Origin of the sequence: Acetobacter sp. DsW_063 (assembly GCF_002153745.1) — a bacterium.
In the GTDB taxonomy this organism is placed as follows: Bacteria; Pseudomonadota; Alphaproteobacteria; order Acetobacterales; family Acetobacteraceae; genus Acetobacter.
Genome location: NZ_JOPL01000116.1, coordinates 1 through 15,380 on the forward strand (window position 1 = coordinate 1; position 15,380 = coordinate 15,380).

Annotated in this window: 8 protein-coding genes; 5 read left to right on the top strand and 3 right to left on the bottom strand. The window is 56.7% G+C overall.

Features of this window, described 5'->3' with window-relative positions; translation table 11 throughout:
- A partial coding sequence (locus HK28_RS12725; protein WP_143217424.1) for a glycosyltransferase family 87 protein occupies positions 1 to 1,444 on the bottom strand: 1,444 nt, incomplete at its 3' end.
- A 476-nt stretch (positions 1,445 to 1,920) separates the two neighbouring features.
- On the opposite strand from HK28_RS12725, the gene HK28_RS12730 reads away from it, so the two are divergent.
- The 5 genes from HK28_RS12730 (at position 1,921) to HK28_RS12750 (ending at position 10,300) form a co-directional block, all read left to right on the top strand.
- Positions 1,921 to 3,168 carry an LL-diaminopimelate aminotransferase gene (locus HK28_RS12730; RefSeq protein ID WP_086644919.1) on the top strand — a complete coding sequence of 416 codons (1,248 nt, stop codon included), beginning with the start codon at positions 1,921 to 1,923 and terminating at the stop codon, positions 3,166 to 3,168.
- Positions 3,165 to 4,496 carry a homoserine dehydrogenase gene (locus HK28_RS12735; RefSeq protein ID WP_233140532.1) on the top strand — a complete coding sequence of 444 codons (1,332 nt, stop codon included), beginning with the start codon at positions 3,165 to 3,167 and terminating at the stop codon, positions 4,494 to 4,496. Before HK28_RS12730 ends, HK28_RS12735 begins: the two co-directional genes overlap by 4 nt.
- 319 nt (positions 4,497 to 4,815) lie before the next feature.
- Positions 4,816 to 5,814, top strand: a complete 999-nt coding sequence (glpX, locus tag HK28_RS12740) for a class II fructose-bisphosphatase (RefSeq protein WP_086644920.1) — start codon at positions 4,816 to 4,818, stop codon at positions 5,812 to 5,814.
- A gap of 163 nt (positions 5,815 to 5,977) precedes the next feature.
- Positions 5,978 to 7,684: a single-stranded-DNA-specific exonuclease RecJ gene (recJ, locus tag HK28_RS12745; protein WP_086644924.1), complete on the top strand. Its 1,707-nt coding sequence runs from the start codon at positions 5,978 to 5,980 to the stop codon at positions 7,682 to 7,684.
- 414 nt (positions 7,685 to 8,098) lie between these two features.
- Positions 8,099 to 10,300, top strand: coding sequence for a TonB-dependent siderophore receptor (locus HK28_RS12750; protein WP_233140533.1), 2,202 nt, complete (start codon positions 8,099 to 8,101; stop codon positions 10,298 to 10,300).
- 185 nt (positions 10,301 to 10,485) lie between these two features.
- On the opposite strand, the gene HK28_RS12755 is transcribed toward HK28_RS12750, so the two are convergent.
- Entirely contained in the window at positions 10,486 to 11,379 is an 894-nt protein-coding gene (locus tag HK28_RS12755; protein WP_086644922.1) for a transporter, read from the bottom strand.
- 84 nt (positions 11,380 to 11,463) lie between these two features.
- Positions 11,464 to 13,899: a membrane-bound PQQ-dependent dehydrogenase, glucose/quinate/shikimate family gene (locus HK28_RS12760; RefSeq protein ID WP_369823663.1), complete on the bottom strand. Its 2,436-nt coding sequence runs from the start codon at positions 13,897 to 13,899 to the stop codon at positions 11,464 to 11,466.
- Positions 13,900 to 15,380 lie beyond the last annotated feature (1,481 nt).

The window sequence follows — 15,380 nt, forward strand, 5'->3', positions numbered from 1 at the left end:
AGATAACGGCGGGCTTCGCCCCCGCCGTCGCCAACTCCTCTTTAATCTGCCGCGTGAAAGGAGAATTCTGCGACGGGTTGCGGTTGTCCCAGTCTGTCATGCCAACCAACGTCGCGTCAGGCGAGAAGAACGTGCCAGCAAACGCAAATGGTTCGCCCGCAATAAAAACCATGGTCGCATCCTGAAATTGCGCCGGTATGGTCAGATCATATGTGGTGCGCAGCCAGTTCGTGTGCCCCCAGTCGGAGATACGAAGGCTGGCGAACGATCCGACCTCAATCACGATGAGCAACGCAACGGAAAACCGCGCGGAGAGCAGTCGGTCCAGGCAGGCGCCGATTATGACGCCTGAGATGATTTCTCCCGGCAAAAAATAACGCTGTATTGAAAATGCGCACATCCAGACGACAATTGAAGCCACGAAGAATACGATCACGTCGATAAGGAGATCGGGTGACTCGGTGTGTTCGCACTGCTGGCGCCGAAGCCGCAGTCGCGGCGCGATCAGGCCGACGGCTAGAGCGCAGATCAACGCGAGCGCGATGAGGGGGCGAATATCGCGGAAAAACAGTTCGGACGTGATCGACCCGCCCTGCGCCCAGCGAAGCGGAAATGACAGGGCGCTCAACAGGGAATGAGGAACGTACGCGGTATCGCGATATGATCGGTTCGCGCCCTCTACGGCGTGAAAGACGCTGTTGAAATAAGGAAAAACAGGGTTTCTAAATTTCAGAAAACACAGGGCGAACAGCCAGCCCGATGAAGCAATCAGTCCCATCATGAACGCCATCGGTTGCATCGCAAGCGCCCGAAAGGAAATGCGTCCTCGGACGAAGGGCATTACGCCGATCAGAAGAAGCCCGGGTTCGTAAATCCCGCAGGTAAGTTTGAGTCCCGCCGCCACGCCGAGGCACAGACCAGACAGAGTCAGATTTCGGTCATCCCCTGAGCGGCGCCACTTCAGGCAGAAATACAGGGACGCGACAATTGGCGTCGCCAGAGCGGCGTCGGCGAATGATGTCCCCGCCTCAGACCAAAGCATGGGCGAGGCCAAAGCGAGCACGATCGTCAATATTCGGGTTGGAAGGCGTGACGCGTTCTTTTGACCCGGAAGCAGAATTCGGACCACGCCCATCAACGGGAAGATCGCCGTCGACTGGAGGGCGCATTGTAAGAGTGTCGCGAATTTGGGTCCCACAAGTGTCGTCGCTGCGTACCACGGGACATAAATGAGGGGATTAAGGTAAGTGTGAACTATTTGCGCTGGTGCGATATCCCGCCAGTAACGCCAGTGAATAAGAGCGTAAGAAACGTAATAATGATAATTAATCTGATCGTAGTTTATGTCTTGTTTTTGGCGGAATGAAACACTTACCAGAGACGCGAAAAACATGATCCACATTGATACGTTAATTAATGCTTGGCGGTGGGGTTTCGCGCGCATTCATACACTCCATGATCTGGCAATGAGCGCAACGTCTCGCTGCATTTGTAGCGAGTTCCCTTAGAGTTTTTTCCCAGTGACGGCCACCCGTCACGACGACACCTCGCGCTTCCATAAATCGACGCTAGGCTGGTCGCCCACCCGCTACTCCACAGAACGAACTTTTTCTGACTGAGGTTTTTCATTTCCTTGCGGTTTGGTCTGCTCTCACGCGCAACCTTATGGCCATTTTCGCCTGGGGGCGCAGGTTCACACGAGGTGCGGGACCCGAGCTGTTTTAATGTTGTTCCGCGGGAGCGTTTCCCCAGGCCCGGCGCGCGCATACAAGGGTATAAAATTGCGCCGCGACGTCCACTGTGTGCGCCTGCGCCTTGCCTGCCCTGCCGGGGCTTCCTATACGTCTCGGTCCCGCCAGAACGGCATGCAGCCCGGACGGCAACAGAAAGGGCGGCTACAGCCCTCAGGACAGACCGGCCATGACCGAAGAGTTCCATCGCATCCGTCGCCTTCCTCCCTACGTTTTTGCGGAGGTCAACAAGGCCAAGGCCGCCGCCAGGGCCCGGGGCGAGGACATCATCGATCTCGGCATGGGCAATCCTGACAGCCCGACCCCGCCGCACATCGTCAAGAAGCTGATCGAGACGGTGGCCGACCCGCGTTCGCACCGTTATTCGGTCAGCCGGGGCATCCCCGGGCTGCGCAAGGCGCTGGCGGGCTATTACGAGCGCCGCTTCGATGTCAAGCTGGATCCTGAGACGGAGGTCATCGCGACGCTTGGCTCCAAGGAAGGCCTTGCGAACCTTGCAGCGGCGATAACCAGCCCCGGCGACACAATCCTCGTCCCGAACCCGTCCTACCCTATTCATCAGTTCGGCTTCATCATCGCAGGGGCGTCGGTCCGCTCCGTTCCGGCCTATCCGGGCGAGGACATGCTGCGCGCGCTCGATCGCGCGGTCCGCCATTCGGTACCGAAGCCGACCGCCCTGATTGTCAACTTCCCGTCGAATCCAACGGCGTTTCTGGCGGATCTTGATTTCTACAAGGAGCTCGTAGCGTTCGCCCGGCGTGAGGAAATTTTTATCCTCTCCGATCTCGCCTACTCGGAAATCTATTTCGGCGACCTCGTCCCGCCTTCGATCCTCGCCGTTCCGGGCGCGAAAGACATTGCCGTCGAATTCACGTCGCTTTCGAAGACCTATTCGATGGCGGGCTGGCGCATGGGCTTCGCGGCGGGCAATCCGCGTCTGATCAGCGCGCTCACGCGGATCAAGTCGTACCTCGACTACGGCGCATTCACCCCGATCCAGGTGGCCGCCGTCGCGGCTCTCAGCGGACCGCAGGACTGCGTGGCTGAGATTCGTGCGCTCTACAAGGAACGTCGCGACGTGCTGTTGCGCGGCCTGCATGCCGCCGGTTGGGAGGTGCCTTCGCCCGAAGGGTCAATGTTCGCCTGGGCGCCGATCCCCGAGCGCTTCCGCGACATGGGCAGTGTAGCGTTCTCCAAGCTGCTGTTGCAGGAGGCGGGCGTGGCCGTCGCTCCGGGGCTCGGCTTCGGCGAATATGGCGAAGGCTTTGTGCGCATCGGCCTGGTTGAGAACACGCAGCGTCTGCGTCAGGCCACGCGCGCCATCCGCGGCTTCCTTTCCGCCCACGGAATCGCACCCAAACCCGGCGCGCCCTCGGCCGCCCAATCCGCTGCTCTTGAGGAGAACACCGCATCGTGACGTCTGGAGCCTCCCTGTCCGCCTCGCCCGCCGCCGGGCAGCCGCTGCGCCTTGGCGTCGCCGGTCTTGGAACCGTCGGCGCTGGTCTCGCCATCCTGCTGCGTGACAACGCCGAGCTGATTACCGCCCGCGCGGGACGGCCAATCGTCATTACGGCGGTAGCGGCGCGTGATCGCACGCGCGACCGTGGCGTGGATCTCGGCGCCTGTCGCTGGCATGACGATGCGGCGGAGCTGGCGACGGATCCGGACGTTGATGTAGTGGTTGAACTGATCGGCGGCGCAGAGGGTAAAGCCCGCGAACTGGTCGAGGCGGCGCTCGCCAATCGCAAGCCGGTCGTCACCGCGAACAAGGCGCTCGTCGCCGTTCACGGCGAGGCCCTCGGCCGCCTGAGCGAAAAGCAGTCCACGCCCCTGCTTTACGAAGCGGCGGTCGCAGGCGGCATTCCGGCCATCAAGACGGTGCGCGAAGGGCTGGCGGCTGACCGGCTGTTAAGGATTGGCGGCATCCTGAACGGCACCTGCAACTATATTCTCACCGCGATGCGCGAGACAGGGCGCGATTTCGCCGACGTGCTGGCCGAGGCTCAGGCGCTGGGCTACGCCGAGGCGGACCCGTCGACCGACGTTGATGGCGTGGACGCAGCGCACAAGCTGGCGATCCTCGCATCTCTCGCGTTCGGACGTCCGGTTCAGTTCGACAGTGTGCATGTCGAAGGTATCCGTCAGATAGGAGCGCTGGATCTGAGCGCGGCGAAGGCGCTCGGCTATCGTATCAAATTGCTGGGACTGACCCGGCAGACCGAACGGGGGATCGAGGCGCGTGTGTCGCCTTGCCTCGTACCGCATACTTCGCCCATCGCGCAGGTGGATGGCGTGTTCAACGCGGTGATCGCCGAGGGCGCGTTCGTTGGGCGGCTCATGGTCGAAGGACGCGGCGCCGGCGCCGGACCGACGGCGAGCGCTGTCGCAGCAGACTTGATCGATCTGGCGCGTGGCAAACCCGCGTCGGTGTGGGGTGTAAGCGCGGCGGAACTGGAACCAGTCCGTAGCCGTCCGATTTCGGAGCGCGAGGGCGCGTTCTATCTGCGTCTTAGCGTCGCCGATCGTGCGGGCGTGCTTGCTGACATCACCGCTATTCTTCGAGATTGTGGCGTGTCGCTCAACAGCATGGTGCAGCACCCGGCTGTGGAGGCTGGCGCCGACGTCCCTCTGATCCTGGTGACGCATCCGACGCGCGAGGCGGGTATGCAGGACGCGACGACACGTATCGCTGCTCTACCGGTGGTGTCGGAAACTCCGATCCTGATCCGGATTGAGACCATCTGAGCCACGTCCGCCGCCGCTACTAAGAGAGCGGAGCATTTTTTGCGCCCGCCCGCTTGCAGAACCCATCGATCAGACCGTGGGCGAATTTTAGGATCGCCGTCATTTCACATGTCGTTATGACGTGACGCCGCAAAGAAGACCGATATGCGCCATAGCGAGGGAGCGCGGGGCTCCCTCAAACTAACTCTCGACGAGACTCGCATGTCCGAGTCACGATCCGGCCCATACGCGCTGAGAGCGACCCCGGTCGCGGCGCCCGCGTTTGCAACCTGCAGCGCGACATGCCACGCAATCAGAACATCATCTCGGAGAACGAAGAATGTCGGCTGACACGCGCAAGGGAAGTTTTATCGTCTCGGATCGCAATCTCGCGCTCGAACTCGTGCGTGTGACCGAAGCCGCAGCGCTCGCCTCCTCGCACTGGACCGGCCGAGGCGACAAGAACGAAGCTGACGGCGCAGCCGTTGAGGCCATGCGGACAGCGTTCGACACCGTTGCTATCGATGGCACGGTCGTGATTGGCGAAGGCGAAATGGACGAAGCGCCGATGCTCTATATCGGCGAAAAAGTCGGCGCCGGTGGCCCGGCCATGGACATCGCCGTCGATCCGCTCGAAGGCACCACGCTCTGTGCGAAGGATCTTCCGAACGCGCTGACCGTCGTGGCATTGGCCGAGAAAGGCAATTTTCTTCACGCTCCGGACGTCTACATGGACAAGATCGTCGTCGGCGCAGGCCTTCCTGACGGCGTCGTCGATCTCGACGCTCCGATTGGAGAAAACATTCGCAACCTCGCCAAAGCCCGGGGCAAGGATATTGGCGAGATTGTCCTGTGCGCGCTGGACCGTGACCGCCATGCCGAGTTGATCGCCAAGACGCGTGAAGCTGGCGCCCGTGTAAAGCTGATTTCCGACGGAGACGTCGCTGCTGCTATCGACGCCTGTTTCACGCAGGGTTCGGTCGATATTTACGCCGGATCCGGCGGCGCTCCCGAGGGCGTTCTCGCCGCCGCTGCGGTCCGCTGTATGAACGGGCAGATGCAGGCTCGGCTTTTGTTCGAAGACGACGCCCAGCGTGAGCGCGCCGTGACGATGAACCCGGGCAAAAACCCTGACCGCAAGTTGGGTCTGACGGACCTCGCCTCGGGCGACGTTCTGTTTTCGGCGACCGGCGTGACGTCAGGGTTCCTGCTGCGTGGCATCCGTCGTCACGCCGATCACGCGACGACCCATTCACTGGTGATGCGCTCCAAGTCCGGCACGCTGCGCTTCGTCGAAGGGCATCATAATTTCGCTACGAAGACCTGGGGCGCGCGCTGATTCATTTCGTGCCGACCCTTCGTATGCGGACAAACCGGTGACGCCCGAAGCCGACGTTCTGGCGGCAGAGGAGCGTGTGGACCAATCCGCAGCTCTGGGCGTTGAGACCAGCTGTTCGGGGCGTCCCTGGCGCTGGCGTGACGGCGTTGAGGCGCCAGCCGTCATGCGTCTGGGTTCCGCCATCGCGCAGCGTTATGGAACGTCCGAGATCGTCGGGCGCATCATGGCGTTGCGCGAGGTGGGACTGGCTACGGCGTCAGACTTTCTTGAGCCTACTTTGCGTGCGCTCATGCCTGATCCGTCATGTGTAATCGACATGGACGTCGGCGCCGCCCGTCTCGCCCGCGCGGTGCGCGATAGGGAGGCCGTCGGCGTTTTTGGGGATTACGACGTCGATGGCGCCTGCGCGTCTGCCTTGATGGCAGATGTGCTGCGTGAACTGGGTTGCGTGGTTCACACCCATATTCCAGATCGTATGACTGAGGGTTACGGGCCGAACGCCCCTGCCCTGCTTTCCCTTGTCGAGCGCGGCGCCAGCCTGGTCGTGTGCGTCGATTGCGGGACTGCTGCGAGCGATATCCTGAGTTGTCTGGACGGCCGCGCGGACATTGTGGTGATCGACCATCACAAGTCCGAAGGGGCTCCGCCGCAGATTCTGGCGACGATCAACCCGAACCGCCCGGAATGCGCTTCGGGGCTGGGCGGACTGTGCGCCGCCGGGCTGTCATTCGTCACAGCGGTCGCGATGGTTCGCGATCTGCGACGGAGTGGCTGGTTCGCAGACGGTCGAGCGGCGCCGGATTTAATGCGACAACTCGATCTGGTTGCGCTCGCCACCGTGTGCGACGTCATGCCACTCACCGGCCTCAACCGAGCCTTTGTCACGCAGGGCCTGCGGATTATGGGCAAACATGCGCGATTGGGGCTGTCGACGCTTCTCGGGGTCGCGGGTGTGCAGAGCGCGCCGTCGGCGTTCTCGTGCGGATACGCGCTGGGACCACGTATCAACGCGGGCGGCCGTATCGCCGAGGCGGATCTCGGCCTGAGGCTTCTGCTGAGCGAGGATAAAGATGACGCGCAGTGGATCGCTGAGCGGCTGGACGCGATTAATCGCAAGCGACAGGACGTCGAGGCTTCGATCCTCGACCGCGCCATGGAGCAAGCCGAAGAGCAATGTGCGGCCGGACGCGCTGTCATCTTGCTCGCCAGCAAGGAGTGGCATGTCGGCGTAGTCGGCATTGTCGCTGGACGGGTCAAGGAAAAATTCAATCGCCCTACTCTGATCGGCGCTGAGCTGGACGACGGCGTGGTCAAGGGGTCCGGCCGATCCGTTCCGGGTATCGACCTCGGGTCGGCGGTCATTGCCGCGCGCGAGGCCGGGCTGTTGAAGACCGGCGGTGGGCACGCCATGGCTGCGGGCTTCAGTCTGGCTACGGAAGATATTCCTGCCCTCCATACTTTTCTCAACGACCGCCTTGTTGCGGCGGCGCAGAGACCTGCGACGACAGTTCTTGAAATAGACGCAGCGATCACTTCAGGGGGCGCCACTACAGAGCTCGCCAAGGATCTTGGTCGTCTGGCCCCCTTTGGCAATGGCAATGAAGAGCCGCTGCTGGTCCTGACGCATGTGCGGGTCGTCCGGGCGGACAGAATAGGCAAAGACGGCGCAACCCTGCGCGTTCTGCTTGAGGGGGAAGGACGTTCGGCGGTCAAGGCTCTTCTGTTTCGCGCCGGCGACAGTTCCTTGGCTGCGGCGTTGGAAGATCGCGCCCGTCCACTCCTGCACGTGGCGGGATGGCTGCGCGCCGAGTCCTGGAATGGGAGGGAGACGGCGACGTTCTTCGTGCACGACGCAGCGTTTGCGCGGTAATTATATCTTTGGCTGAGACCCGGCAGTTGGACTTCTGCTCTTGGTTCATAGCTTTGCGTGAACGAACCCGGAGTGGCTGTTCTTGCTAACGACAGGTCGGTAGTAAATTTCAAGATTCAAACATCGAATTTCATTATAAATATAACAAAGTTTGCACATATAATCACTCAACTCTCCAGCGATGCTTGTGTTGAACGGAAGCAGAGAGTGCGGATGTCTGGCTCGATTGCCAAGCGCTGTATCAACGCATCTGCCCGAAGCCGCAGTCAATGCCGTTGCGCGCACAATTCTTGATTGCGAATTGGTATCTCAATGCGACAAAAAGTGTCTTTCTCTGCGGTGTGTATCTTTTTTATTGAGAATGCGTCGCACTTGCCATAGAACGCGGACGCCCCAACAAACTGGCGTCAAAAAATGCGCGATTATTCAACAAGCCGGAAGTTACTTAATACCGGTTGTACCACTGCATTTAGCGGCATCATCTGCCTAAATGTTATGATTTCGCCGTTGTTGGCGGAAACACGCGCAGCAAAAAAAACTCAAGAAAAACGCTCATGCCGTGCGGCGGAATGTTCAAGCGGGAAATTGACGACGCATCAGATTCACGCCAAGAGGGCCGAACTGGTAAACGTGACCGCCAGACAGCAAAACGTTTCAGTCAGCGCATCAAAAATGTCTATCCCGTTTCTGGAGAATCCGCAGATCGTTTCTGTTGTGTCGAGAAAATTGATGGATGACCAAAATGTCTTGCGCCTCGCTGATGCATTGCGAAATGTGGCGGGAGTCTCCTACGCCGATAGTTACGCATTGTATGACAGTATCCGCGTGCGCGGTTTAAGCACGTCCGGAATGACATATCTGGACGGACTCAAGACAATTGATTCCCTTGCAATCAACGAAACAGTCGGATTGTCTCGACTGGAAGTCGTAAAAGGACCTGCGTCAGGGCTATTCGGTCAGGGCCCCTTGTCCGGACTGGTGAATATGGTCAGCAAACGACCAGAAACCAGAAATTTCGCAACGTTCACAGCTCAGGGTGGATCATGGTCCTATTATGAGGGGCGCGCGGACATAAACCGTAAGTTGACGTCGAGCGGAGTCGTGACTGCTCGGCTGAATACACTCTATCGTAAGCAGGATTACTTTGTGCGGGCGTCAGACATGGAAACGCTATACATAGCGCCATCTATTTCAGTTCGCCCAACAGAAAACACCGATTTCACCATGTTATTTCGTTATAGCCGTGCAAGCGGACACCCTTATACAGCCATTCCTGGTTACGGGACGGTGCTCCCTTCTCCGTGGGGAAACTTGCCGCGAAATTTCTCCGTAAACGACGTCGACAATCCCGCTCAGCAGCGTCAGACTTTTGTTCATCTGGGATACATGTTGGATCATCGATTCAACAACGCGATCGGCCTGCATCAGGGCTTTCGTTACATGGTCTATAGGCAGACATATAATCGCTGGCTATTCGCTGGTTCTTATGCACCTGATCTATCGAGTGTCAGCCGATATTACTACGGACCTTACAACAATCACGGTCACGATATAAGAATTGACACCAACGTTAATCTTCGCTTCCACACAGGCGAGTGGTCCTCTCACTACATGCTGATTGGCGTCGATTACGGAATTAACGGAACGAATTCAACGACCGGTTACGCAACCACGACAGCTCTTTCTCTCGTAAATCCAGTTTATGGTAATGTCTTAGATATGCTTCCGGGGGCGACAATATCAAAGGCAAGACAAGACCAATTCGGAACGTATATTCAGGATCATCTCAAGTTGGGAAAGCGAGTGGCGGCGACATTTGGAGTTCGGTGGGATCGCGCGACCGCCGGCCGTGGCGGTAGTAACCCGCCAACAACAGCGTTTAGCCCACACGCGGGCTTTACGTGGAATTTTGTCGACCAAATAGCGTTCTACTTCAATTGGTCACGCGCTTTCCTCCCGACGACCTCCGTAGATTACAGGCAAAATATCCTTCCTCCGCAGATAGGTACTGATTATGAGTTCGGACTGAAAGCGCAAAGCCACGACGGTTCTGTGCGAGGAATGGCGACGTTATTTCAATTATCAAGAACAAATGTCGCAACGACAGACCCGGCGCATCCGCTGTATTCGATCGCGCAGGGAGAGCAGACCAGCAAGGGGTTTGAGCTCGAGGGCGAGTGGAGTATCAGACCGAACTGGAACGCGACATTAGCCTACACATATCTTGATACGAAAATCACTAAGGATAACAGGCTTCTCCCTAACGGCGGCTCTTTGTGGCTTGCTGGCGTGCCGCATCATATTTTCAATATTTGGACAAAATATACTTTGCCTGCCGGCGCTCTTAAAGGTTTGGGATTTGGCGGTGGCGTGCATGTCGAGGGCGCCAGTCCTGCTGATAACTATACGCCGCGCGATCCGTATTACGGGCGCACATATAAAACTTCGGCTTATACCCTGATTAGCCTTGCCCTGTATTACGAGAGGGGACCTTGGAGTGCTCAACTCAATGTGCAAAATGCTGCTGACAAAAGATATTTTCCATCAGCATCGCTAACTCGAACCACGGTTGGCACGCCAAGAACGATCATGGGTGGCGTCACGCGTAATTTCTGACGACGCGCCGAAGCGCAGGCGTGCCTCGCAAGGACGGTGACGGCTCGCCTCGAACGCCTGACATCCCCTTGCAAGAGGTTACATTAGCCAAGAAGAACGCACAGAGATTCAAATAAATAGACGAGAGGAGCGTATCGGCGTGGCGCTCCCATTACGTCTATGGTTATAATTTGAATACCGAGAAATCACCACAGATAAACAAATTTTATATAATAAGCATTTGTTTCCGGAACATTGCGCCCCTCCACAGAGTGCGAATATCTCGCGGTAAAGGAGTAGTGCTTCGAGATATTGAGCATCGCCCCCAGACCGAGAGCTGTCTCCCGGCTATAGGAATCGTTTACGTATGCATTTTGAGTGTTGTTATATGTGCCTGCGACATTCTGCCAGTCAAACGCCAGAAAAGGCTCAAAAAGTTTCGTCGCCTTCCAGCTGAAACGCAGGTTGGAGTAAAACACTACGCCAGGATAATAGCTGTCCTGCCCACGAACGTGACGCGTTGAACTTGTAACGGCGCCTGCATCTCCGTCGAAGCTGAAATGCTTCCACTCATAGTCAAAAATGAAGCTCGATATATTCGACCAGTTATGTGACGCGAGCGAATATCGCGTGCCTGAAGGCGTCTGCATGAAGGTCTGAAATCCGAACGTGCTGTGCGCGTTCGGCTTGAACCACGCGGCTGGCCCCACAATGGTGCCACCCAGTCCACCGTAATTCGTTCCGTTGGCGAGCACGTAGCTTTCAGACTGAATGACCTCGAAAGCAAAACCGACATGTGGAATTGCATCGAAACTGCGGAAATGGACGTATTTGGTAAGACCCGACCAGGTGTGGCTTCCCCCTTTGGCCTGACGCGTGCCCTGCCCGTTGTAAGTCGAGCCCGCAGCATTGCCATCGCCATACTGAACCAGCACGTTGAATGGGGAAAAGTCGACAGGCAAATCGTATTCGTGTGGCCCGATGATACCCAATGTAATGTCCGAGGCTTGCGCGCCCGAGCAGACGCTCAGGGTCAAGCCCGTCGTAAGCAGCGAAAACACGGAGAGACGGCGAACACTCGCCCATTCTGTCACGCGCATGGTGTTATTTCCGTCAGATCAGGGGGAGCGTCCGCTTAACCCTGCGGACGCTCCGTTGAAGTCGAAGACTGTGATCGTTGCCGATCAGTGCGCCTCAGCGCCCTGCTGATCGTCCAGAGCATAAGCGATGATGTAATCACCGCTTCTCGTGGCCAGACCACCGTGACCGCCAGCAGCAATCAGGACGTACTGCTTGCCGTTGACTTCGTAGGACATCGGCGTCGCCTGCCCGCCCGCAGGCAGACGGTCGCTCCAGATAACCTCGCCAGTCTTCAGGTCGAACGCCCGGAGATAATCGTCAGCTGTGGCGCCCATGAAGACTACGCCGCCTTTGGTGACGATGTTGCCGCCGATGTTATACATCCCGGTCGGTAGCGGCAGGTTGGTGTGCGTGCGGAAGGGGCCCGTATCGCGCGTCGTTCCAACTGGGTGCTGCCACACGATCTTTTTGGTGACCAGGTCGATCGCCGTGAGCGTGCCCCAGACAGGCCCCTTGCAAGGAATCTGCAGCGGATTCAGCCAAGGGTTAGTGTAGGCGATATAGGGCGTGCCGTAATCCGGAGAGACTGAAAGCGCGTCACCCTTGGCTGCGGGCTCTTCGCCATTGCCGTTCCACTTCGGCAGAACGCCGGGATCTTCGAGAGTCCGTCGATGGTCGAGTTTGATGCGGAACGGCAGATAGCTCGCATTCGCCAGCATGATCTTGCGCTGCGGATCAATCGTGATCCCCTGCCAATCTACGATGCCGTAGAACGCCGGGTAGACGATCGTGGTCTTACCGACATGCGGCGGCGTGAACTGCCCGTCATAGGCCGACTGCCGGAACTGGATGCGGCACACCATCTGGTCAAGCAGCGTGGCGCCCCACATGTCCGTCTCTTTGAGATCTGGAGGCGTCAGCGAGGGCATGGCCGCCGGGAAAGGCTGCGTCGGAGAAATGCGGTCGTCCGGGGCCACGCCCGCAGTCGGCACCGCACGCTCTTCTACAGGGTAGCCCGGCACTGGCACGCCCGTGCGGCGGTCAAGGACGAAGAACTCGCCTCGCTTGGTGCTCTGAACCAGCGCAGGGACCATCTGGCCACTGGAGTCCGGCAGATCGACCATCGACGGCCCGGACGGAATATCCATATCCCAAAGGTCGTGATGCACGGTCTGATAGGTCCAACGCCGCTCACCAGTCTCGATATCAAGCGCAATAGTGGCGGAAGACGTCGCATCATCGAACGGGCGCCGTGAACCGCCCCAGTTGTCCGGCGGAGAGTTGCCCGTGGGAACGTAAACGAGGCCGAGATTCGTGTCAGCCGTATAGACGCCCCACCCGTTCGGGGTGTCACGCGTCAGAACGTCATCTGGACCGGGCTTAAACGTCTCAGGATTGTGCCCGGCGTCCCACACCCACGCGATCTCGCCCGTCGTCGCGTCAAACGCGCGCACTGCGCCGGACGGTTCGAAATTCGCCTGATTGTCGAAAACCCAGCCGCCCGTGATGACGCGATTTTTGGCCACAAGCGGCGGCGACGTCACGAAGTGGAAACCATGCGGCACATGGCCGAGATATTGACGCAGGGAGATGAAGCCGTGATCGCCGAAATCGTCACAGGGCTTACCCGTTTCCGCATCCAGCGCGACCATTCGCACGTCCGCAACTGGCGAGTAGATACGCGCGCGGCAACCGGTCTGGATCTCGTCCGGAATCCGGTAATATGAAACGCCACGGCAAGCGAGGTAGACGTTCTTCGCCAAATCGGCTTCCGCCGGATGCGGGTCGAACTTCCATTTGATCTTGCCCGTGGCGGCGTCCATAGCGATCACTTGGCTATGGGGCGTGCACATATACAGCGTGTTGTCGACTTTGATCGGGGTCAGTTCAAGATTGAACTCATGCCCCTGATCCGGACCGGCGACCGTTCCCTCCCCCGTCTGCTGCGTGTCGCCCGTCCGGGTGATCCACGCGCGCTTCAGGTGCGACACGTTCTTCGTCGTGATCTGATCCAGTGGCGAATACCGATCGCCGCCAACAGTGCGGCCGTACGCCTGCCAGTCGGCGGCAGGCATCTCCGGCAAACCGGTGTCCGGCTGCCCCTGCGCGGCCATACGATCCGACGGGACGGAGCCGTTGATCGAATAGGACGTGAAGCAACTGACGACTAGAGCGGCCACGCTGACCCCCATCGCCCCCAGGACTTCACGCTTGTCGGAGAGCCAGTTGTTGGAAAGCCTCCAGACCCAGGGGAGTAGCAGCCATGCGCCCACGGCGATCAGCGTTAGAAGACGGACTTCCAGTCCCCAGATGTCGAAGCCGACCTCCAAAAGCGACCAAAGCGTCGCGAACAGTAGCAACCCCGCATAGATGCGCAGCGCGAGGCGAGGCGTTTTGAGGCCGGTGGCCGCCACCGCCAGAAAAACACCGCCGGCCGCGATATAAAACCACGACCCGCCAAGAAGCAGGAGCTGCGCTCCGCCAAAGAATAGAAAGAGCCCGATGGCTCCGACAAGAATCGTTGTTATTATAGACAACATTCTTGAGATGCTTGTCTGCATGTTGCACGTCTTTCCCAGCTCTTCCATGGCGCCGCCGCCGGTGAATTGGCTCCACCTGACGAGCGCCGCCAAAGCTGAGAAGTGTCTCGCCACACCCGATATAATTCCGGCCAGCGATTAGCTCACGTGATCACGCCAACTTGTATTGCCTTGACCAAAGTGTGTCAGAGGTGAGACACTTTGCATCGATGGTTCCGGCAGGCCTTATAATGTTTTCGGACGACTTGTGTTGTATTTCGGCGCCGGATACGTGGAGCGGTAGGCATATCACCTTCCGTCAGAGTCAGTTTTCAAGATGAGAAATGGCACTTTTCATTCAACGAAATCCATTGTAACAATGGGTAATACGCAATAGAATTCGGGGGTTTCCTTTGAACATCGGGCGTGAATTTCTTAGAAATACATACTTCTATATTATATAAAAATACAACAAAGAGATATTTGAAAAAATCTGAATTATATAAAAACTTGTCTGGACTGTTTTTAACATCTTTTCTGAAGTCTTGGGATGTTGGAAAAAGGATACTTGTGGTTGGAAGAGAAACAAAAAGATGGAACGTCATTACTGACCAGAATAATTTTATAGATACTTATGATTATATTGAAAAATCTCCACTTAAGCAGGAGTCGCATTTAAATAGATATATACTAGAAAAAAGATAAAGGCTCAACATTCTTCAATTTTTTAAGAGAGTTAGGAGAAGTATCTGGTTATGGAAATATTGGCTGGGAAAATCTCCACTATTTTTCGTGGAAGGAGGGTATGCCGTCAAGAAAAAATACACCTCATATGATAAAATCATAGAAATGTCAGATATTTTATTAAAATCAACCATAAATATTCTAGAGCCTGATGTCATAATATTTTGTAATGGCTCGTCATCCATTAATGTTAGAAGAAAGATGTTCCCAACGTCGGGGCTACATTGCGTCTGTTCGAATTGGGTGAATTTCCTAAACAACAATATAGAGAAATTACAAATAGAACAATTTACATTGTACGATAAATTTTTGTGATATAGAATAAATCATCCATCAATTACGGAAAATCCACGACCTGGATATCTAACGGCAGGAAAGATGAGGAATTTTTTAATTAAATTAAATTCTGAGTTGATGTAATTCCATGGTGTGATCATTTTACCATTATGCTTAAGTAGACTGCCAGTTTTTTGTGAAGAATATATTATAGTTTTATATAATTAGATCCGTAACTATTGGTGTTTTCTGTGAGCCGAAAAATCAGAATGAGGGTGTTTTAAACCACCCAGTCGTTGTAAAAAATAAGAAGGGAATGCCCTTGATAATAATCATTTTTGGATAAATTTTTTACGTACGTAACGAAGTAACCGTAGTGTAAGCGATGAAACTAAAAAATTTGGCAGAAAATTCTGATTTTCATGCAATTTATTTCTAGGGCCTGTTATGCCTTGAATGACGGAGCGAAGTGCCCAGCTTTT